The 21190-nt window shown below is 57.4% G+C and carries 14 protein-coding genes; 8 read left to right on the forward strand and 6 right to left on the reverse strand.

Translation table 11 applies throughout. The features are described from left to right. Positions 1 to 10 precede the first annotated feature (10 nt). From HUV30_RS05880 to HUV30_RS05900, 5 genes are all read right to left on the reverse strand, one after another. Positions 11 to 715 (reverse strand): ABC transporter ATP-binding protein, encoded by a 705-nt coding sequence (locus HUV30_RS05880; RefSeq protein ID WP_174404480.1) that lies wholly within the window; start codon positions 713 to 715, stop codon positions 11 to 13. Then, positions 708 to 1493 carry an ABC transporter ATP-binding protein gene (locus HUV30_RS05885; protein WP_174404481.1) on the reverse strand — a complete coding sequence of 262 codons (786 nt, stop codon included), beginning with the start codon at positions 1491 to 1493 and terminating at the stop codon, positions 708 to 710. The genes HUV30_RS05880 and HUV30_RS05885 overlap by 8 nt, the downstream gene beginning before the upstream one ends. Further along, positions 1493 to 2713 (reverse strand): ABC transporter permease subunit, encoded by a 1221-nt coding sequence (locus HUV30_RS05890; RefSeq protein ID WP_174404700.1) that lies wholly within the window; start codon positions 2711 to 2713, stop codon positions 1493 to 1495. The genes HUV30_RS05885 and HUV30_RS05890 overlap by 1 nt, the downstream gene beginning before the upstream one ends. Before the next feature lie 63 nt (positions 2714 to 2776). Further along, positions 2777 to 3685, reverse strand: coding sequence for a branched-chain amino acid ABC transporter permease (locus HUV30_RS05895; protein WP_174404482.1), 909 nt, complete (start codon positions 3683 to 3685; stop codon positions 2777 to 2779). Between the two features lie 139 nt (positions 3686 to 3824). Beyond that, on the reverse strand, positions 3825 to 4943 hold the full coding sequence (locus HUV30_RS05900; protein ID WP_174404483.1) for a branched-chain amino acid ABC transporter substrate-binding protein: 1119 nt from the start codon (positions 4941 to 4943) through the stop codon (positions 3825 to 3827). Between the two features lie 588 nt (positions 4944 to 5531). On the opposite strand from HUV30_RS05900, the gene HUV30_RS05905 reads away from it, so the two are divergent. Together HUV30_RS05905 and HUV30_RS05910 are read left to right on the forward strand one after the other, a co-directional pair. Further along, a complete protein-coding gene (locus HUV30_RS05905; protein WP_174404484.1) occupies positions 5532 to 6656 on the forward strand; it encodes an efflux RND transporter periplasmic adaptor subunit in 1125 nt (374 codons plus the stop codon). Between the two features lie 2 nt (positions 6657 to 6658). Next, positions 6659 to 9700 carry an efflux RND transporter permease subunit gene (locus tag HUV30_RS05910; protein WP_174404485.1) on the forward strand — a complete coding sequence of 1014 codons (3042 nt, stop codon included), beginning with the start codon at positions 6659 to 6661 and terminating at the stop codon, positions 9698 to 9700. Between the two features lie 153 nt (positions 9701 to 9853). Here the strand turns inward: HUV30_RS05910 and HUV30_RS05915 are convergent, their stop codons facing one another. Next, complete coding sequence (locus tag HUV30_RS05915; protein WP_174404486.1) at positions 9854 to 12022, reverse strand: methyl-accepting chemotaxis protein; 2169 nt, start codon at positions 12020 to 12022, stop codon at positions 9854 to 9856. A 417-nt stretch (positions 12023 to 12439) separates the two neighbouring features. Between HUV30_RS05915 and HUV30_RS05920 the strand changes: the two genes are divergently transcribed. The 6 genes from HUV30_RS05920 to HUV30_RS05945 all read left to right on the forward strand — a co-directional run bounded on the left by HUV30_RS05920 (position 12440) and on the right by HUV30_RS05945 (position 21072). Next, a complete protein-coding gene (locus tag HUV30_RS05920; RefSeq protein ID WP_269890790.1) occupies positions 12440 to 12679 on the forward strand; it encodes a DUF4212 domain-containing protein in 240 nt (79 codons plus the stop codon). 77 nt (positions 12680 to 12756) lie between these two features. Then, positions 12757 to 14532 carry a sodium:solute symporter family protein gene (locus HUV30_RS05925; RefSeq protein ID WP_174404488.1) on the forward strand — a complete coding sequence of 592 codons (1776 nt, stop codon included), beginning with the start codon at positions 12757 to 12759 and terminating at the stop codon, positions 14530 to 14532. A gap of 222 nt (positions 14533 to 14754) precedes the next feature. Next, positions 14755 to 16974 (forward strand): putative nucleotidyltransferase substrate binding domain-containing protein, encoded by a 2220-nt coding sequence (locus HUV30_RS05930; RefSeq protein WP_174404489.1) that lies wholly within the window; start codon positions 14755 to 14757, stop codon positions 16972 to 16974. Positions 16975 to 17018: 44 nt separating this feature from the next. After that, on the forward strand, positions 17019 to 17819 hold the full coding sequence (locus HUV30_RS05935; protein ID WP_174404490.1) for a 3'-5' exonuclease: 801 nt from the start codon (positions 17019 to 17021) through the stop codon (positions 17817 to 17819). Positions 17820 to 17982: 163 nt separating this feature from the next. Further along, entirely contained in the window at positions 17983 to 19704 is a 1722-nt protein-coding gene (locus HUV30_RS05940; protein WP_174404491.1) for a glutamine--tRNA ligase/YqeY domain fusion protein, read from the forward strand. Positions 19705 to 20091: 387 nt separating this feature from the next. Continuing rightward, the gene (locus HUV30_RS05945) at positions 20092 to 21072 is read left to right on the forward strand and encodes an ABC transporter substrate-binding protein (RefSeq protein WP_174404492.1); all 981 of its coding nucleotides are present in this window, start codon (positions 20092 to 20094) and stop codon (positions 21070 to 21072) included. The last annotated feature ends 118 nt before the right edge of the window (positions 21073 to 21190 follow it).

The following is a 21190-nucleotide window of genomic DNA, read 5'->3' on the forward strand; positions in this document are numbered from 1 at the left end:
CTGAAACGGCCTACAGGCCGAGGTAGGCTTTCTTCACGTCGTCGTTGGAAAGCAGGTTCGCGGCAGAATCTTCAAGTGTGATCCGGCCGTTTTCCATCACGTAGCCGCGGTGGGCGATCTTGAGTGCCTGGTTGGCATTCTGCTCCACGAGGAAAACGGTGGTTCCGGCTTCGTTGACCTTTCTGATGATGTCGAAGATCTGCTGGATGATGATAGGCGCAAGCCCCAGAGACGGTTCGTCCAGCAACAGCAGGCGGGGCTTGCTCATGAGCGCGCGGGATATGGCCAGCATCTGCTGCTCGCCGCCGGAAAGCGTGCCGCCCTGCTGCTTCTGGCGCTGGGCCAGAATGGGGAACAGGTCGAACACGTATTCGAGGTCGCGCTTTATGCCTTCCTTGTCGTTGCGGAGGAACGCGCCGAGGTCGAGGTTTTCCATGACCGTCAGCTCGGGGAAGATGAGACGGCCTTCGGGAACCTGACTGATGCCGAGGCGGACAATCTCGTTGGCGCGCATGGTGTGCAGCGGCTTGCCTTCGAAGCTGATCTCGCCGGATCGGGGCGGAGTGCCGCCGCAAATGGACATGAGCGTGGTGGACTTGCCTGCGCCGTTTGCGCCGATAAGCGTGACGATTTCGCCCTGATTGATGTGCAGGTTGATGTCACGCAGGGCGTGGATGTTGCCGTAATAGGTGTTGACGTTGGTAAGCTTAAGCATGGTCCTCTCCCAGATATGCCTTGATGACCCGGGGGTCCTTGCTGATTTCTGCAGGGGTGCCATGCGCGATCATGCAGCCGTATTCCATAACGTAGATGCGTTCGGAAAGGCTCATGACCATGCTCATGTCGTGTTCGATGAGCAGAATGGCCATGTCCAGTTCGTCACGGATGCGCAGAACCAGTTGCTTGAGCGAGGCAGTTTCCTGCGGGTTCATGCCGGCTGCGGGTTCATCGAGCAGCAGCAGTGAAGGTTCCGTTGCAAGGGCGCGGGCAATCTCCAGACGGCGCTGTTCGCCGTAAGGCAGGTTACAGGCAAGGTCGTTGTAGTGCTTGTGCAGGCCTATGTATTTGAGCAGGTCGTAGCTTTTGTCCACGATTTCCTGCTCTTCCCTGCGAACGGCCGGAGTGCGCAGCAACGCGCCGATAATGCCTGCTCTGGTGCGGCAGTGCCGGGCGATCATCACGTTTTCAAGCACGGTCATGTTCTTGAAAAGGCGGATGTTCTGGAAGGTGCGGGCCATGCCGAGCTCGGTGACAAGGTTCGGCTTCAGGCCCTTTACGACGGTTTGCTTGCCGTTCTTGGGAGTGAAGCGCACCTCGCCCTCGGTGGGAACATAGATGCTGGTGATGCAGTTGAAGAAGGTGGTTTTGCCGGCCCCGTTGGGACCGATCAGCGCCACGATTTCGCCTGCGTCAATCTTCATGTCAACGTCATTGAGCGCGCGCAGACCGCCGAAGTTTTTCGAGAGGGAGCGGACGTCGAGTACAGTAGCCATTACGCCTTCCCTCCTTCATGGGCAAGGTCCGGATCATCCACGGTGTACTTCTTGCCCTTGGGGGCGATGAGGCCCTGCGGGCGGAAGATCATCATCAGCACCATCGCCACTGCGAACATGATCATGCGGTATTCGGAGAAGGCACGCAGGTATTCGGGCATGAGTACAAGGAATGCCGAGCCGAGAATGACCCCGAGGTTCGACCCCATGCCGCCAAGCACCACGATGGAAAGGATGATGGCTGATTCGAAGAAGGTGAAGCTTGCCGGGTTGATGAAGGTGGTTTTGGCCGCGAATATGACACCGGCGAAACCGGCCCATGCGGTTCCGAGACCGAAGGCCATGAGCTTGGTGTTCACACGGTCGATACCCATTGCCTGACAGGCGATTTCGTCTTCGCGCAGGGCCTGCAGGGCGCGTCCGATACGTGAATCCTTGAGGCGCTGCACAGCGATGATGGTGATGATCGCCATGATCAGCACGATGTAATAGATGTAGACGTTGGCACCGGCAACGCTGAGTTCCTGCCCGAAGAGGCCGGGGCGGTGAATGCTGGATATGCCGGAAGGTCCGCCGGTCACATCGCTCCAGTTTTCAAGCACGAGCCGGACAATTTCGCCGAAGCCGAGCGTGACGATGGCGAGATAGTCGCCGCGCAGTCTGAGCACGGGGAAGGCCAGCGCAACGCCTGCCAGCGCAGCCATGACACCGCCGATGGGCAGTGCAACCCAGAAGCCGATGCCGAAGTAATGGTTCAGCAGGGCGTAGGTGTATGCGCCGATGGCGTAAAAGGCCGCATGGCCGAGAAACAGCAGACCCGCCACGCCTACGATGATGTTAAGGCCAAGGCCCAGAATCACGTAGAGCAGAAAGGAAATGAAGATGTTGGTCTGGTAGGTGCTCACCAGCAGTGGCATGATGGTGCATACTGCCAGAATACTGCCATACACGGCGTAGCTGAAGCGCTTGTCCGAAGCGAGCCTGTCGGTAAACGTAGGTCTGGCCTCGGCCGTGGTCGGCTCGTCCTTCACCGTCTCCTTGCGGCGCATGGCCCAGCGCCAGAGAAAGGAGAGAACAAAGCTGCCTATAATGACATACACCATGTTCATCCACCGCCACTCAACCGTGTTCTCAATGGTGTTCACACGGACAACCATGAGCGGGAAAGTGAGGAACATGAACCAAATGCTGACAAGAAGCGATTTTTTCAGTTCTTGAATTGCTTGCATAATAAATATCCCACACGCAGCCGGGCTGCGTTCTCTATGTGCATAAACGGTAGGCTACACCTTTTCCACAGGGGCTTTGCCCATGATGCCGGAAGGTCTGAAGATGAGGAACACGACCAGCAGGGTGAACGCGAACACGTCTTCGTAGTCACTGGAAATGTATCCCGTGGCGTAGCTTTCGGCCAGGCCGAGGAAAAGGCCGCCGAGCATTGCGCCGGGAATGGAGCCGATGCCGCCGAGAACAGCAGCGGTAAATGCCTTCACACCGGCGATGAAGCCGATCATGAAGTTCACCTGTCCCACATGCGATGCAATGAGCACGCCGCCCATGGCCGCCAGGGAGGAACCGATGATGAAGGTGATGGAGATGACCCTGTCTGCGTTAATGCCGAGCAGCATGGCCATCTTGCGGTTCTGCGCGGTGGCGCGCATTGCCTTGCCCATCTTGGTGAACTTGATGAACAGGGTGAGTCCGGCCATGCACAGGGCGCTGGCTATGACAATGACGAAGTCGCTTGATCCGAAAATGTGCGCGATGGGTTCAAGGAAATCGAACTCGGGGATCAGCGCGGGGAAGGGAAGAAAATCGGAAGTCTGGGCCAGAATCACGTAGTTCTGGAGAAAGAGAGACATACCGATGGCGGAAATGAGCGGCGACAGGCGGCCTGCGTTGCGCAGGGGCTTGTACGCGACTTTTTCCATCGTATACCCGTAGGCTGAACAGTAGATGACGGCGACAGCGGCGGCGATGAGCAGAATGGCAAAGGCAGGAAACCCGTAAATGCCGAGCACGCTGGCCACGATGAGCGCCGTGAAAGCGCCGATCATGTAAATTTCACCATGGGCGAAGTTGATAAGCTCGATGATGCCGTACACCATGGTGTACCCGAGTGCTATCATCGCATAAATGCTCCCGCGGGTCAGGCCGCCGAGCGATAATTCAAAAAAGTAAGACCAATCCATAGTGTCCTGTCCCGTCCGGATTCCCCCGCACGCCCCAGCGAAGCGGGGTGATGGCGGGTCGTAGTTCCGGCATTTTAGTAAAGAATGAGGGGACAGGCGCTGCCTGTCCCCCTGAGGTTATCTCAAAAGGTCGTAATACTTACTTGAGCTCCACGTACTTGCCCTTCTGGACCTGGTACATGGAGAAGCCGACGCCTTCTGCATCGCCGCGGGCGTCAAACTTGATATTGCCCACGGGGGTGTCGACCAGGTCTTCATGCAGAACCTTCGCCATGTCGTCGAACTTGGTGGAGTTGGACTTGTCGATGGAGTTCAGCAGGGTAAGAGCGGCTGCGTAAGCGGAGTCGAAGAATGCGCCGGGTTCGGTGCCGAACATCTTCTTGTGGGCTTCAATGGCTTCCTTGTAGAGGGGCAGGCCGGAAACGTCGCGGGGACCGGAGGCGTACACGCCTTCAGCATCGGAACCGGCAACCTTGATGAAGGTGTCGTCCTTCACGCCGTCATCGGAAACGAAGGGGGTGTCCATACGCTTCTTGCGCATCTGGGAAACGATCTTGGAAGCTTCGGGATGGTAACCGCCGAAGATAACCACGTCGGCGTTGGCGCGGCGGATCTTCTGCACAACAGCGGAGTAGTCCACGGCACCGGGGGTTACGCCTTCAAACAGAACAACTTCTGCCTGCTTGCCTTCTTCGATGAACTTCTTGGCGAAGTCGGCATAGCCCTTGCCGTAGTCGCCCTTGTCGTGCAGCACGGCAATCTTCTTGGCCTTCAGGGTGTCAATGGCAAACGCCACGCCCAGCTTGGCCTGAGCATCGTCGGAAGCGATGGTGCGGAAGAAGGTGGGGTATTCACCGGACTGGGTCAGCGCGGGGTTGGTCGCGCTGGGGGACATGACCGGAATTCTGGCTTCGGTGTAGATGGGCAGTGCGGCCTTGGTGGCACCGGAGCAGATGTGGCCCAGAACGGCAACAGCGCCGTCGGAGATCAGCTTGGTGGCAACGTTGGTAGCCTTTTCAGGCTTGCATTCTTCGTCCTGAATAAGCAGCTCGATCATCTTGCCGTGGATGCCGCCCTTGGCATTTACCTGCTCCACAACGATCTTTGCAGCATTCATGGTGGGGATGCCGTACGATGCGAGGTCGCCGCTGTGGGGACCGGCAACGCCGAGCTTGATGGTTTCTGCAAACGCGGGGGTGCAGAACATGGCAACGGCCAGACCGGCAATGATACTCTTTTTAAGTCCCTTGAAATTCATTGGATCCTCCAGAATTAGCAGTGGCGCTACAAAATGTGAAAACCCCAGATTCGACTGCCGGACCATCAGTTTTTCAGTTTTGTAAGGGGCGGCAGCCCGAAATTTCGTTTCGTCTCTTTTTGAACCTTTCGTCGTTGTTGTTGCCGAAAAGTGGAAAATTGTCAAAACAGGATGCCATAAATAGTAAAAATATGTCAAATTATCATTAGTTTTATCGCTGCATGTGTCTAATTGCAAGTATATCGCCGTTCTTACTTGTCATAAGCAAGGGGGCGACCTGAAAAAGTACGAAATTGTCTGAACTGGGGTATGATTTCATGTCTGCCTGCAAGTCTGTGGTTGCAAAAGGCCCGCCTGCGGTTGCAAAAAATAGGAAAACGGGTTGTAAGGTAACATGAATAGTACGTGTACCATGTTGTGCTACCGTACATGGCACCAAAAGTGGTACTGTGCACGGCACCGGACGCAGCATCGACGCAGGAGTGATCTTTGTCTGACGTATTTGTGATTTTGTGATTCACGCGTGCATCCGGGGCAGGGCCGGGAAGGCCCGTGTAATGTGGGAAAACGTTTCAAGGAGATTTTGTCATGGAATTCAGGAGCGCAGTGTTCAGGGGAGTTTCAGTTCTCGTTCTTGCCATTTTGCTGGCGGCCTGCTCTTCACCCGAAGAATCTCCTCAGCCTCAGGTGTTCAAGCCTGTCAAGGTGATGACCGTGGGCGAAAGGGAGGCCGGCATAACGCGGGCCTTTCCCGGAGTGGTTGTGGCGGGCGATTCCGTTGACCTGGGGTTCCGTGTTGCGGGGCAACTGGCCGATTTTCCGGTGAAGGAAGGGCAGCAGGTCAAGGAAGGAGCCATAATCGCCAAGCTGGACAAGAGGGATTATCTGACATCGCTGCATAATCTTGAATCCCGTCTTGGGGGAGCACGGGCGTCTCTCAACGAGGCACGGCTCAATTTTCAGCGCAACGCGCAACTGCTGAAATCGGACACCATTTCCAAGTCTGCCTATGATACGGCCAAGGCCCGTTACGAGAATGCCGTTTCCGAGCTTGAATCGCTGGAACAGCAGATTCGTCAGGCGCGGCTCAATGTGCAATATACCGAACTGCATGCGCCGTTTTCCGGCACCATAGGCACCAAGTATGTGAATAATTATGAAAATGTGCAGGTGCAGCAGGCTATTGTCCGCCTGCAGAATCTGGACACACTGGACGTGGAAGTGGAGATTCCCGAGTTCGTGTTTGTGCTGTTCAAGAATTACAAGGGAGCACCCACGCCGCCTGTTGTCCGCTTCTCCGCCTATCCGGATCGCGAATTTACCGCGCATCTCAAGGAATATCGAACCGTTCCCAATGCCCAGACACAGACCTACACCGTGACCATGACCCTGGAAAAGCCTGAAGGGCTTTCGCTGCAGCCGGGCATGACAGCCGAGGTGCAGGGCAAATTGCCGCCCACCGTGAGCACGGACGGGTTTTTTGTTCCTGTTACCGCAGTGTTCGGCGGTGAGGGGCAGACCAAATATGTATGGGTGCTTGATGAAGACATGACCGTTCACTCCAAGCCTGTGGTCACCGGCGAGATGCAGAATAGTGACATCATCATTTCCAGCGGGCTTGCATCCGGCCAGCGCATTGTGATCGCAGGCGTGCACTATTTGCAGGAAGGACAGCAGGTGAGGATTCTTGAAGGCCCTGTAGGGGAGCAATAGTCATGAATATTGCCGAGTTTTCCATCCGCAGGCGGGTCAGCACGCTGGCGCTGACCATTGCTCTGATTCTGGGGGGGCTTGCCGCCTACATGTCCATGGGCAGGCTTGAAGACCCCGAATTCACCATCAAGGATGCCCAGATAATCACCCAGTACCCCGGCGCCTCTGCCCGTGAAGTGGCCGAAGAGGTAACCGACGTTCTGGAAAGCGCGGTGCAGCAGATGGGGCAGCTCAAGCGGGTTACCTCCGTCTCCAAGCCCGGACTTTCAACCATTACCGTGACCATCAAGGATGAGTACGGCAAGGAGCGCCTTGCGCAGGTGTGGGACGAACTGCGCCGCAAGGTGGGCGACAGTACCGCTTCGCTGCCTCCCGGTGCCAAGACGCCGCTCGTTGTGGACGATTTCGGCGACGTATACGGCATTTTCTTTGCCGTGACAGCCGACGGATACTCCTACAAGGAACTGAAGGATTATGTGGATACTCTCCGCAAGGAGATGCTGGTGGTTCAGGATGTGGCCAAGGTAACCATATGGGGTGCCCAGCCGGAGGCTGTGTATGTGGAGATTTCCCGTGCGCGCATGCGTGCGCTGGGCGTTTCCATGAACAGTGTGCTGAGCGTGCTTTCCCAGCGCAATCTGGTGACGGATGCCGGTAACGTGCTGGTGAATCCCGAATATATCCGGATTTCGCCCAGCGGCGGCATAGCGTCGGTGGAAGAACTCGGCGACCTGTTCATAACCGACGCCGGTTCCGGCACACTGGTCTACCTCAGGGATATCGCCACCATCACACGCGGGTATGTTGATCCGCCCAAAAAGATGATGCGCCAGAACGGCAAGATAGCTCTTGGCGTCGGCATATCGCTGGCGGAAGGCGGCAACATTGTCGACCTTGGTGAACGGGTGAAGGCCAAGCTCAGGCAGATGGACCCCGATACCCCCGTGGGCATCGTCATTGACCCTGTCTATTTCCAGCCGGATTACGTGACAAAGGCCGTGGACGGTTTTGCCGTCAGCCTTCTCGAAGCAATCGTCATCGTCATCGGCGTGCTCATGATAACCATGGGGCTGCGCAGCGGCCTGATCATCGGTTCGGTCCTGCTCATCACCGTTGCAGGCTCATTCATTTTCATGAAGATGATGGATATTCAGCTGCAGCGTATCTCGCTGGGGGCACTCATCATTGCACTCGGTATGCTCGTGGATAACGCCATTGTGGTGACAGAGGGCATGCTGGTGCGCATCCAGCAGGGTGAAAACCGCATAGCCGCGGCGGGCGCGGTTGTGCGCCAGAACCTGTGGCCCCTGCTCGGCGCGACCGCCATAGCCATAATGGCTTTTGCCGCCATAGGTCTTTCAGAAGATAACACCGGCGAATACTGCGGCTCGCTGTTCTGGGTGCTGCTCATATCGCTGCTGCTGAGCTGGGTAACTGCCATAACCACAACTCCGCTGCTGTGCGAGATGTTCCTCAAGGGCGGGGCAGCTGGTGACAAGGATGCTTACGGGGGCGTGGTGTTTTCCGCCTACCGGAACATGCTGCGGTTCTGCCTGAACAATCGCTGGGTGACAGTGGGAGCGATGGTTGCGCTGCTCGTGGCCTCCATCTACGGATTCGGATTCGTCAAGCAGAGCTTCTTCCCCGATTCCACGCAGCCGCAGTTTTTTGTGGATTTCTGGAAACCGGAAGGAACGGACATCCGCCAGACCAGCAGCGAATTGAAGGAGCTGGAGCAACGTGTGCTCAGCGACCCGCGTGTGGAGTTCGTTTCCACCTTCGTGGGCGGCGGCGCACCTCGCTTCATGTTGGTGTATGGCCCTGAGAAGGACTATTCGAATTACGGCCAGCTGATCGTGACGGTAAAGGACTTCCGCGATATTCCGGCCATGATAGAGGAATACCGGAACATTCTTCCCGAGCATCACCCCGAGGCATTTTTCAAGTTCAAGAAGGTGCGTCTTGGCCCGGGCCGTGATGATCCGGTGGAAATACGTTTCAGCGGACCGGACCCGGAGGTGCTGCGCACCATCTCGGAACAGGCCAAGAGCATTATGCGCGCGAATGCCAATGCCCAGGGCGTGCGTGACAACTGGCGCGAAAAGGTGAAGGTGCTGGAGCCCGTTATTGCCGAAGCCGCTGCCAAGAGGGCGGGCGTGGACACGACGGATATAGCCAAGGCGCTGCAGATGGCCTTTACCGGTTCCACGGTGGGCGTGTATCGTGAAGGGGATTCACTGCTGCCCATCATTGCACGGCCGCCGGCGGATGAACGGCTTGATGTGGGCCGTATTACGGATGTGCAGGTGTGGAGTCCTTCGCAGAATGCCATGATTCCGCTTAATCAGGTGGTTTCCGGCTTCCGCACCATTAATGACTTCAATCTCCTGCAGCGCAGGGACAGAAAGTATACCATAACGGCAGCCTGCGAGCCAGTTTCCGGCCTTGCCAGTGTGCTGTTCTCGGAGCTTAGGCCCAGGCTGGAGGCCATGAAGCTGCCCGCCGGCTATTCTATGGAGTGGGGCGGGGAGTTCGAGGATTCCACGAACGCGCAGACAGGGCTGGCATCATCCATTCCACCTACGATTGTGCTCATGGTGCTTATCACTGTTGTGCTTTTCAACGCCTTGCGGCCTCCGCTGATTATCTGGCTTACGGTGCCCCTTGCCGCCATAGGCGTTACCAGCGGGCTGCTGGCCACGGGGCAGCCCTTCGGCTTCATGGCTCTGCTCGGTTTTCTGAGCCTTTCGGGCATGCTCATCAAGAATGCCATTGTGCTGCTGGACGAGATAGCTGTTCAGATAGCCGATGGCAGGGAACCATTCCATGCCGTGCTCGAAGCCTCCGTCAGCAGGATGCGTCCAGTGCTCATGGCAGCGGGAACAACGGTGCTCGGCATGCTGCCGCTGCTCATGGATGCGTTCTTTGCGGCCATGGCCGTGACGATCATGGCGGGGCTGACCTTTGCCTCCATCCTGACACTGGTGGTTGTGCCCGTGCTGTATGTCATCTTTTACCGGCTGAAAGAGGATACGTCCGCGTGATGCATCTTCCGGTCCTGCCGGTCCTGCCGGTTCTGCCAGTCATGCCAGTCCTGATTGACCCGGAAGGGCATAAGATGATTCTCGCCAGACTGAAATAAGGAAAGCCCCGGCCGCATATGGCCGGGGCTTTTGTCGTCAGGATGGGCTTTGGGTTTATTGGCTCGCGCTTTCCAGCGTTACGATGAGCTTGCGCAGTTCGCCTATCTGGCTCGCCAGTTCCTGAATGGCCTCTGCGGCCTGTTCCATGCCCTGCGTGGTCTCGCCCACGATCATGGTCACTTCTTCAACCGAGCGGTTGATCTGCTCCATGGCGGCGGACTGCTCCTCTGCGGCTGTGGCAATGCCGGATACCTGCCCTGCGGTGTCGTCGACAAGTAAGACAATGGTAGAGAGTGCCTGCCCCGAACTGTTGGCCTTATCTGTGGCAATCTGCACTGCGGTGACCGCCTTGTCCACATGCTCGATGTTCATGTTGGCCGATGACTGAATGCTGTGAATGCGGTCGCCCACTTCCTTTGTTGCAGTCATGGTTTTTTCGGCCAGCTTGCGTACCTCGTCTGCGACCACGGCAAAGCCGCGACCGGCTTCACCGGCGCGTGCTGCCTCAATGGCGGCATTCAGGGCCAGCAGGTTGGTCTGGTCTGCTATGTCAGAGATGACCGTGAGCACCTGCCCGATGGAATCGGCCTGATCGCCCAGATCCCGCATGTTGACTTTGAGAATGCCGGAGAGCCTGTTCACATCTTCGATGGCCGCGATGGCCTGTCCTACGATGGCGGCGCCTTCTGCGGCTCTGCTCTTGGCTTCGCCCGAACTGTCTGCCGCATTGCCGGAGTTCTTTGCAACTTCGGTTACCGTGGCGTTGATCTGTTCCATGGCGGTTGCCGTTTCCTGCATTCTGTCACGCTGGATGGTGGCACCGGAGCTTACCTGATCCACCTGCGCGGTGAGTTCTTCAGAGGCGGACGACACACGCTCGGAAATGACGTTTGCCTGTTCGGCTATATTCTTCATGCGTGCGAGCAGTGTGGCAACCTTGCGCTGTTGCTCCTCCGACTCGGCAAGAGCCGCACGGGCCTTGCCGGCCTGTTCTTCGGCTTCCTTGCTCTTGGCATCCGCTTCCGCCATTTTCTCTTTCAGATTTTCCACCATGATCGTAATGGCCGTGTGCACCTGACCAATCTCTGCCTTGAAGGTTCCCTGTGCCTTTGCCTGAAGGTTGCCGTGCGCCACTTCGTCCGCAAAGGTCTGTATGCTGCCGAGCGGCTGCAGCAGTTCTCTGCGGAGGATGAAAAGGGTGCTGGCCACCACAAGGCTCAGCACGATGAATCCGGCAATGAGCATGGCATTGCGCAGTCCCACAACAGGAGCAAAGGCTTCATCTTCATCAATTTCGGCGATGATGGCCCACGTGGTGTTGAAAACCTTGACGGGCGAGAATGATGAAAGAACCGGATTGCCGTTGTAGTCGGTAATGACACGGGTGTCTTCCTTGCCGTCAAGGGCTTCACGGGAGGCATCCGTATCAACCCGTCCCACGGAAGGGTTTTTGAAGGAGGCAACGACCGAGTGGCCGTCCGGGTCGAGATAAGAGTCGGACCGCATGAGCTTGTCGGAGCCGACAAGGTAGGTTTCCCCGGACTTGCCCATGCCGTCGCGCAGATGCATCAGGGTATTTATCTTGTCCAGCGGCACTTGCAGGATGACCGTTCCCGCTATTTTTCCCTCTATTTTTACAGGGGCGGCTATGAACGCTGCGGGCGCGCCCTTTGAGGGAGCATAGGGTTCGAAGTCGGCAAAGGTGACCTCGCCGCGCATGGCGCCTGCCCATGCCCGCCCTATACCGCTGGAGGCAAGCGGGCCTGAGGCGATGTTCTGGCCGAGGTCAGACTCCTTGGCTACGGTGAAGACAACGCGTCCTGTGGTATCCACGAGAAAGGCATCGTAGTAGCCGGCATCTTCTACCCAGTAATCTATTTCTTTCAGAGCCTTTTGGTGAATGGCATCATACTCGGGCGAGGCAATGTTCACCGCGTTGCCCTGCATGCCCGAAGGGCCTTCGGCATATGCATCAAACTGGCCGATGAAATCCGCTGCATTCCGTGAATGGCCGAAGGCGGAGATGTCTGCCTTCCACATGCTTACGAATTCCTGGACGGTGTGCGCCTTTACTTCCCGGATGGAAGAAAGCTGCCCGAAGAATCCCTTTTCCAGACTGGCTGCAGCAGTTCCGTACGCATAGAACCCCATGATTGTGAGAGGGAGCAGGCCAACCGCCAGACAGAAAATGATCATCTTGGTCTTTAAAGAGATACTCTTCATTCCTTACCTCCGAACGAGTGGGGCCTTGTGCGTATTAAGTAATAGTACCGCGATGATGCAACCAAATCACTGCGTGGCTTGTTGCGTAGTGTGAACCGGAAATCCGGTGTCAGATGGAACCGGGACGGATTCGGCTGATCGTTTGCTGCAGGTAACGCAGGCTGCTGCGAGCATGTAGGAGAAAATCACATCGTATAATCAAACGCCATTATAATGCCCCCGTATGTGGTCATTCCGGGCCGGTGAGTGGCCGCTCCTTTCCGTTTATCCTTCCGCCATGCCCATCCTGCCGTTCACCGAAGAGCACGTGCATTGCTGTTTTACCTGACCTAGACAGGTACATGAGCGGTTCTGCAGGGCGGTCCTGCAGGGCAAATCAGCAATCCGCAACAAGCGAGGTGCCGTATGAAACCGGACATGAAAGCGTACTGGAAGACAAACATCGGGTACATGGTTGTACTGCTGTCCATCTGGGCACTGGTCTCCTATGCGTTCGGCATTGTGCTTGTGAATGAGCTGAACGTAATCAAGATTGGCGGTTTTCCGCTGGGATTCTGGTTTGCGCAGCAGGGGTCCATCTACGTCTTTGTCATTCTGATTTTCGTCTACTTTCTGCTCATGCGCCGGCTCGACCGGAAGTATGACATTGACGAATAGGCTCATTTCCACCGGCAGCAGTGCTTCCGGAAGAGGAGTGATGATCAGAATAACGCAGCAATGACGGAGAGATAGCAATGAGTATCCAGATGTGGACCTACATCATGGTCGGTGTGACCTTTGCCGTATACATGGGCATCGCATGGGCAAGCCGGGTGCGGGACACCAAGGGCTTTTACGTGGCTGGCGGCGGGGTGCCGCCTCTGGCAAACGGCATGGCAACGGCGGCGGACTGGATGAGCGCCGCTTCCTTTCTCGGCATGGCCGGGCTTATTTCCTTTTATGGCTACGCGGGCTGTATGTATCTGATGGGCTGGACAGGCGGCTATGTGCTGCTTGCCCTGCTGCTCGCCCCGTATCTGCGCAAGTTCGGCAAGTTCACCGTTCCGGACTTTGTGGGCGACAGATATTATTCCGGCACGGCGCGTCTGGTGGCGCTCATTTGTGCCGTGTTTGTCTCGCTCACCTATGTGGCGGGGCAGATGCGCGGTGTGGGCATCGTATTCAGCCGCTTCCTTGAAGTGGACGTAAATACGGGCGTGTTCATCGGCATGGCCATCGTGTTCTTCTATGCCGGAATCGGCGGCATGAAGGGCATCACGTGGACGCAGGTGGCGCAGTATGTGGTGCTTATCGTGGCCTTTCTTATCCCTGCCGTGGCCATCTCCATGAAGATAACCGGCACGCCGGTTCCGCAGCTGGGGTTCGGTTCGGTCATATCCTCTGGTCCTGATGCAGGCATCTATCTGCTCGAAAAACTCGACCAGATAGGCACAGACCTTGGTTTTTCTGCGTATACCTCGGCGTTTGGCGCGGGCAGCAAGCCCATGATCGACGTATTCTGCATCACTATGGCGCTGATGGTCGGCACGGCCGGTCTGCCGCATGTTATCGTGCGCTTCTACACAGTGCCCACGGTGCGCGGTGCGCGTCTGTCGGCTGTGTATGCCATCCTTTTTATCGCGGTGCTGTATACCACGGCTCCGGCTGTGGCGGCCTTTGCACGCTACAACCTGATCAATTCGCTGAATGACGTGGCCTATACGCAGGCTCCCACATGGTTCAAGAACTGGGAAAAGACCGGCCTCATCGCATGGCTGGACAAGAACGGCGACGGCATTGTGCAGTTCCGCAAGGGTGATGCTTTTGACGGCAAGCCCGCTTTCTCCGGCGAGTTCGGCAGGGACGGGCAGCGCATGGTGATCAATGCGCCCACCGACAGCCCCAACGAACTGTATGTGGACCGCGACATCATCGTGCTGGCCAATCCGGAAATTGCCAATCTTCCGCCCTGGGTTATCGCGCTGGTTGCGGCGGGCGGTCTTGCGGCGGCTCTTTCCACGGCATCTGGCCTGCTGCTGGTTATTGCATCCAGTATCTCGCACGACTTCTACTACCGTATGGTCAACCGGCAGGCATCGGAAAAACAGCGGCTGCTTCTCGGCCGTATCATGATCGGCGTGGCGGTGTGCATTGCAGGGTATTTCGGCATCAACCCGCCCGGCTTCGTGGCGCAGGTGGTGGCGCTGGCCTTCGGGCTTGCGGCTTCGTCCTTCTTCCCCACGCTGGTGCTCGGCATCTTCTGGAAGCGGGCCAGCCGTGAAGGAGCCATCGCGGGCATGGTTTCCGGTATCGGGTTCACCATGTTCTATATCGTGCAGACCAAGTTCATGGGCGTTGCCCCTTGGTTCATGGGCATCAGTCCGGAAGGTATCGGTTCTGTAGGCATGATCATCAACTTTGTGGTGACCATCGCCGTATCGCATATGACCCCGCCCCCCCCGCAGGACGTGCAGGACATGGTGGAATCCATCCGCATTCCGAGAGGGGCAGGCGCTGCCATAGACCATTAACAGAGCTTTGCGTGTCCCGTGCCTTGCGCACTCCCTGATTGTGCGGGAGCGGAGATCGGCTCCGCTCCCGCCGTCAGAACTGCTTCGGGAACGGGAAATCGCAAATACTGTGGATAGACGGCTGCATCGCACACGATGCAGTCCTTGCAGAACAGAATGGCCGGACAGGGCGCCCGTAGCGGGGGCGCACGCTTGCCGGAACGAACATCAGGGAGACGGCCTATGTCGGACCCGACCAGACAGCCCCAGCTTGCATTGGATTTTCTGCGCGGCACCCTGCCGTTCAGCGAGCTTTCCGGCGACGTGCTGAACTGGCTTGCAAAGGCGTGTTCTGTTGACTTCATGCCCACGGGGACACGTCTCTTCGAGCGGGGACGTACACGCCCCGACAGGCTCTGGCTGGTGCAGAAAGGGGCTGTGCGGCTTACCGGAGGGCCGGTGGCTGCGGCGGAGCAGGATGCCGGACAGGATGTGCGGCCAGTTATTCGACCGGATATTCGACCGGATATTCGACCGGACATACGGCAGGACATACGGCAGGACATACGGCAGGATGTCGGCAGAGTCGGCAGCGAAGGCACCGATTCAGGTTCCGGGGACGCTTCCGGTGCCGATTCGCTGACCGATGTGCGCGGAGAGGGGGCATCCGTGGGAGCGGTGGCCCTGCTTGAAGGCGGTGTGGCCTCGGCCGATGTGGAAACCGTGGAAGATACCTTTTTCATTACCATTCCCCGCGTCGTTTTTCTGGAACTGGTGGAACGCGAGCAGGTGGTTTCGCAATATTACATGAAGGGCCTGCCGGAGCGTTTCGTCACCAAGGCATTTGCCGAAATGCGGGTGCGCTGCGAAGGGCTGGCGGATGAAAAAGGACTGTATCTTTTCGCCAGCCGGGTGGGCGATCTGGTTGCCCGCCCGCCTGTCAGCGTGACGAGAGGCACCTCTCTCCGGCAGGCGGCCGCCTGCATGGTGGAACAGGGCGTGGGCTCGCTGCTTATCCGCGAAGGCGTTCGGGACCGTATGCCTGTCGGCGGGCAGGATACGGACGAGGCATTCTCTCTGGTCATGGGAGAGGAATGGGATGAGCGGCAGGGCAACATCACCGGTGCCAGCTGGAACCATGGCGGGGAACTGCTGTCTGACGAAGGGGACGGTGAGATCATCGGCATTGTCACGGATTCCGATCTGCGCAAGGCGGTTTCGCTGTGCATGGATTACAGCGCCCCCGTGGAGACGCTGATGAATGCCCCCGTTGTTGCCATGGATGCGGAGCGTCCCTGCTTCGACGGGCTGCTGGAGATGATGCGGCGGCAGATTCACCATCTGTGCGTAACCCGCAACGGGCGTATCATCGGGGTGATTACCGCGCACGATATCATGGTCATGCAGGGGCGCACCCCCATGTCGCTGTTCCGGGAGATAATGCACCAGCGCACACTGGAGGGCCTGCATCCGCTCGGGCAGCGGATTGCCCATGTGGTGCGCGGGCTGGTGGAGGAAGGCGCACGGGCAGGGGCCATAACCCGCATGATCACCGTGTTCAACGATCTTATGCTGGAAAAGGTGCTCTCCCTGCTGCAGCGTGAGCTGGGACCCGCTCCCGTGCCGTTTTGCTGGATGTGCATGGGCAGCGAGGGGCGGCGCGAGCAGACCTTTATGACCGATCAGGACAACGCGCTGGTCATCCGTGATACTGAGGACCCCGTCATACGCAAGGCGGCGGAGTTCTACTTTTCCGTCTTTACGGAGCAGGCGGTCACGCATCTGGATGCATGCGGCTTCAAGCGCTGCAAGGGCGACATGATGGCCAGCAACCCGCGCTGGCGTATGGAGCAGGCGGGCTGGACCACGCAGTTCACCGGTTGGATACGCAGGCCGGAACCGGAAGAAGTGCTCAATTCGTCCATATTTTTCGACTTCCGCTCCGGCTACGGGCGGGCGGATTACGTGGATGCCCTGTGGCGGCAGGTGCTGGAAGAAGCCGCTGCCAACGAATTGTTTCAGCGCCACCTTGCGGCAGATTGCCTGCGCATGCGTCCCCCGCTCAGCTTTTTCCGCAACTTCATCGTGGAAAAGGATGGCCAGCACCGCAACACGCTGGACCTGAAAAAACGGGGCGGCCTGCCCTTTGTGGATTTTGCCCGTGTCATGGCCCTGCGTTGCGGCATACGCGAGACCAACACCATGGACAGGCTCAGCGCGCTGGAAGCGGCAGGGCATATACCCGTGCAGCTCGGGCGGGAGGCACGGGAAGCATACGAGTTCGTCATGCATCTGCGGCTTGTGCATCAGGTGGCGCAGATAGAACGCGGGGAAGAGCCGGACAACCATGTTGATCCTGCGACTCTTTCCGACCTCGAAAAGCAGACGCTCAAGGAAGCCTTTGCCGTGGCCGTTCGGCTGCAGTCGTACCTCAAGGATCTGTTCCACATGCATATGGGATAGTCTGCGCACAACCCTGTAACAGCCCGAACGGGAAAGGAGACGCCATGAAAGACGCATCGGCACCCGTCAAAACCGTTAGAACTGGCAAAACTGGCAAAACCGGTTTTACCGGCAGAGTCGCAGGGCTGCTTCAGGCCATCCGCAAAGGGCTGGGAAGATGGTCAGGGCCGGTTCATCCCCTGCTGGAAGAAAATTACATGCTGTTTGCCGAGTTTGATCAGGAAAAACCCCTCGAGGAGTATTCCTTTGTGGTGCTGGATACCGAGTTGACCGGACTCAGCCCGTCGCGGGATGAAATCGTCTCCATAGGGGCGGTGCGGGTGAGCGGTCTCAGCATCAATCCTTCTGATACGTTGCATGTCATGGTGCGCCCGCACGGGACCATGCATAAACCGGCAACGCTGGTGCATCGCATCACTCCGGAAACCGTGGCGGATAAGCCGCCCATCGAAGACGTGCTGCCTGAACTGCTGCGCTTCTGCAACGGTTCACTCATTGTGGGGCACCATGTGGGGCTGGACATGGCCTTTCTGAGCAGGGCAACGCGCAGGCATCTCGGCGGCTCCATTGCCACGCCCTGTATTGATACCATGCGGCTTGCGCAGGCGTGGGAGCAGGAGCGGTGGGAAGCATCGTTCGATCCGTTCCAGTCCAACATATCCTACAATCTGCGTGACCTTGCCACGCATTACGGACTGCCGCGTTTTCAGGAGCACGATGCCCTGCAGGATGCGTTGCAGGCCGCCTATCTCTTTGTCTATCTGGTGCGCAAGATGCGGGGCGGTTCCATCCGCACGCTGAAGGATCTGTTCATGGCCGGCAGGAGCTGGCGCTGGTATATGTAGCCAGTCAGCCCCTTGCCAAACAGGAAAACTCCGCTATGCTGTGTTGTGCGCAGGGTGCGGGAATTGACCGTAAGGCCGCTTTCCCGTATGTCCTGCCGTACACAGAGAATCAAACCGTGTCCGCCGTTTGGGCGGGTGCGATACAGCATAGGACGAGTACCCCATGAGCAATTCCCCCATCGAGTCTGCCAAGGAAACCGCAGAGAAGAAGGATGGTCCGGGTCTGGACTTCATCCGCACCAGAATCGCTGAAGATAACGCTTCCGGCAAATATCAGGGCCGCGTGCACACGCGTTTTCCCCCTGAGCCGAACGGGTACCTGCACCTTGGTCATGCCAAGTCTATCTGCCTGAACTTCGGTGTTGCCGGTGAACATGCCGGTGGCAAGTGCAACCTGCGCTTCGATGACACCAACCCCGTGAAGGAAGATACTGAATACGTTGAATCCATCATGGAAGACGTGAAGTGGCTCGGCTTCGACTGGGAAGACCGCATGTTCTACGCCTCCGACTATTTCGACCGTCTGTACGAGCTGGCCATTCAGCTCATCAAGGAAGGCAAGGCGTATGTGGATTCCCTCTCCGCAGAGGAAATCCGTCAGTACCGTGGCACGCTTACCGAGCCCGGTAAAGAGAGCCCCTATCGCAACCGTTCTGTGGAAGAGAACCTTGACCTCTTCCAGCGTATGAAGAACGGCGAATTCGATGACGGTGCCCACGTGCTGCGCGCCAAGATTGACATGGCCGCTTCCAACGTCGTGATGCGCGACCCCACCTTGTACCGCATCCGCAAGGCGCACCACCATCGCACCGGCGACAAGTGGTGCATCTACCCCATGTATGACTACACGCACTGCATTTCCGACTCCACGGAAGGCATCACGCATTCCATCTGCACGCTTGAGTTCGAGAACAACCGCGAACTGTATGACTGGACGCTGGAAACCCTCGGCCTGTACCGTCCGCAGCAGATCGAATTTGCACGTCTGAACCTGACCTACACCGTGCTTTCCAAGCGCAAGCTCATTCAACTGGTGCAGGAAGGTCATGTGCGCGGCTGGGACGACCCCCGCATGCCCACTCTTTCCGGTGTGCGCCGCCGCGGTTTTCCGCCGGAAGCACTGCGCGAATTCTGTTCCCGCATAGGTGTGGCCAAGGCTGATTCCATGGTGGATTACGCGCTGATGGAATTCTGCGTGCGCGAAAAGCTGAATGCAGAAACTCCCCGCCTCATGGGCGTGGTGGAGCCTATCAAGCTGGTCATCACCAATTATCCGGAAGGCCAGTACGACGAGTTCGAAATGCCCATGCATCCGGAAGATGAAAGCCACGGCACCCGCACCATGCGTTTTGGCCGTGAACTGTGGATAGAGAACGACGACTTCCGCGAAGAAGCACCCAAGAAATACTTCCGCCTGACTCCCGGACAGGAAGTGCGCCTGCGCTACGCCTATTACGTGACCTGCACCGGCGTGGTGAAGGATGCCGAAGGTAATATCAAGGAAGTGCACTGCACCTACGATCCCGAGAGCAAGGGCGGTTCCACCGCCGACGGCCGCAAGGTGAAGGGAACCATTCACTGGGTTTCCGCGTGCGATGCCGTGCCTGCGGAAGTGCGCCTCTACGAACCCCTGTTCGTGAAGGAAAACCCCAATCAGGTGGAAGAAGGCAAGACCTTCCTCGATTACCTGAACCCCGAATCCGAAAAGGTGGTCACCGCCTATCTGGAACCCCGACTTGCCGAATTCGAAGCTGGCACCCGCGTGCAGTTCGAGCGCCTCGGGTACTTCTGCGTGGACAAGGATTCCAAACCCGGAAAGCCCGTGTTCAACCGCACCGCCACCCTGCGCGACAGCTGGGCGCGTGTGGAGCGTAACCAGAAGTAGCGTCATGCGGCATGGCCGCAGATTTGATTACACAAAGGCTGTCCGGCAACGGGCAGCCTTTTTTCATGTTGCGGGCATCATGCCGGTTACTCTTTGGCGCCCCCTGTTGAAGTAAGCAGACCGGAAGCATGAATGGTCGGCACCTGCACAGGTAATGCGGAACACCGTGTATGAACGTGATGTTGCAGACAGGGCGGGGCGTTGAAAGCCGCTATGAAGGATAATCATCATTTGTAGCCGCACTGGCGGTTCCTGTGTGCCATTGGTGAATATAATACCCCATACTCCTAAAAGCTTCGATGTTGCTGGAATAAGTAATTTATGCTTATCTTGGATAAGAATTGATAAAATTTTCGCAATGTCGGTTCGTTCAGCCGGAGTGGTGGTATGGAGCGAATACTTTGCTGGCTGTTGCTGCCTTTGCTTCTCTGGGGAGGCGAGGTGGGGGCAGGGCAGTTCAAAGTGCTTATCGTGCACAGTTACAGCCCTGAATTGCCTTGGGTACAGCAATGTAACCGGGGTATTTCTTCTGCCCTGCCGGAGGGGTTTGCACTCAGGTTTGAGTATCTCGATACCAAAAGGATTCCGGAGTCGGAGTACCCGCGCAAAGCTGAAGAGGCTATGCAGGTCTACCGTGCCTATGCACCGGATCTGGTAATGCTGGGCGATGATAATGCCCTGCGCCTGCTTGGTCCCCGCATGGCCGCAGACGGCCTGCCGATCGTGTTTTTCGGTATTAACGGGAACCCCCGCAGCTATTTCAAATCCATCCCGCCCAATGTTTCGGGCAGGCTTGAAATTCTCCCCCTGTTTTCATGGGTCAGATACATCCGGCGTATCATGCCGAAAGCGAAGCAGTGTCTCATTCTGATGGACCGCAGCGAAACCTCGGATGCGTTAATCAGCCATTTCTTCGGGGAGAATATTCATGCGTCCGTTGATGGGGTGACGGTGGATTACAGGATTGTCTCCACCTTTGCCGAGTGGAAGCAGGCAGTGAATGAATCTGTGGGGTATCAGTTCATTACCATACCGCTTTTTCATACGCTGAAGGACAAGAATGGAACCGTGGTGCCGGTTGAAGATGTCGCCCGATGGGTTTCAACGCAAAGCCGGATTCCTGTCTTCGCCTATCAGGACTATATGGTCGGCAATAACGGGGTGGTGGGAGCATATGTCATTGCGGGCGAAGCGCACGCCTTTTCCGCAGCAGAGCTAGCCAGAAAGATTCTGCTGGGCGAGGCATCGGACAAGGGCGGCCTGAGCGCAGACCATGTAGGCACCTTTTATTTCAACCGCAAGCAGCTTGAGCGGTTCGGATTGACTCTGCCCCCCGGCATGGAGAAGGACGCCTTGTTTACGGAGTGAGCAGCAGGCAAAAGCCCCGCCAAATGGCGGGGCTTTGCTTTGGGAAGGTATGTTGATTTGCGGGATAGATTCGCGCAGCGAAGGAGAGTTTCGAGGAGAAATAAGGACATGGCAAAGC

The sequence above is a fragment of the Desulfovibrio subterraneus genome, assembly GCF_013340285.1.
In the GTDB taxonomy this organism is placed as follows: domain Bacteria; phylum Desulfobacterota; class Desulfovibrionia; order Desulfovibrionales; family Desulfovibrionaceae; genus Halodesulfovibrio; species Halodesulfovibrio subterraneus.

What these genes read in the sequence shown, in the direction of transcription:
- HUV30_RS05880 (WP_174404480.1), bottom strand. Translation starts at nt 715, where the DNA reads ATGCTTAAGCTTACCAACGTCAACACCTATTACGGCAACATCCACGCC.
- HUV30_RS05885 (WP_174404481.1), bottom strand. Translation starts at nt 1,493, where the DNA reads ATGGCTACTGTACTCGACGTCCGCTCCCTCTCGAAAAACTTCGGCGGT.
- HUV30_RS05895 (WP_174404482.1), bottom strand. Translation starts at nt 3,685, where the DNA reads ATGGATTGGTCTTACTTTTTTGAATTATCGCTCGGCGGCCTGACCCGC.
- HUV30_RS05900 (WP_174404483.1), bottom strand. Translation starts at nt 4,943, where the DNA reads ATGAATTTCAAGGGACTTAAAAAGAGTATCATTGCCGGTCTGGCCGTT.
- HUV30_RS05905 (WP_174404484.1), top strand. Translation starts at nt 5,532, where the DNA reads ATGGAATTCAGGAGCGCAGTGTTCAGGGGAGTTTCAGTTCTCGTTCTT.
- HUV30_RS05910 (WP_174404485.1), top strand. Translation starts at nt 6,659, where the DNA reads ATGAATATTGCCGAGTTTTCCATCCGCAGGCGGGTCAGCACGCTGGCG.
- HUV30_RS05915 (WP_174404486.1), bottom strand. Translation starts at nt 12,022, where the DNA reads ATGAAGAGTATCTCTTTAAAGACCAAGATGATCATTTTCTGTCTGGCG.
- HUV30_RS05920 (WP_269890790.1), top strand. Translation starts at nt 12,440, where the DNA reads ATGAAAGCGTACTGGAAGACAAACATCGGGTACATGGTTGTACTGCTG.
- HUV30_RS05925 (WP_174404488.1), top strand. Translation starts at nt 12,757, where the DNA reads ATGAGTATCCAGATGTGGACCTACATCATGGTCGGTGTGACCTTTGCC.
- HUV30_RS05930 (WP_174404489.1), top strand. Translation starts at nt 14,755, where the DNA reads ATGTCGGACCCGACCAGACAGCCCCAGCTTGCATTGGATTTTCTGCGC.
- HUV30_RS05935 (WP_174404490.1), top strand. Translation starts at nt 17,019, where the DNA reads ATGAAAGACGCATCGGCACCCGTCAAAACCGTTAGAACTGGCAAAACT.
- HUV30_RS05940 (WP_174404491.1), top strand. Translation starts at nt 17,983, where the DNA reads ATGAGCAATTCCCCCATCGAGTCTGCCAAGGAAACCGCAGAGAAGAAG.
- HUV30_RS05945 (WP_174404492.1), top strand. Translation starts at nt 20,092, where the DNA reads ATGGAGCGAATACTTTGCTGGCTGTTGCTGCCTTTGCTTCTCTGGGGA.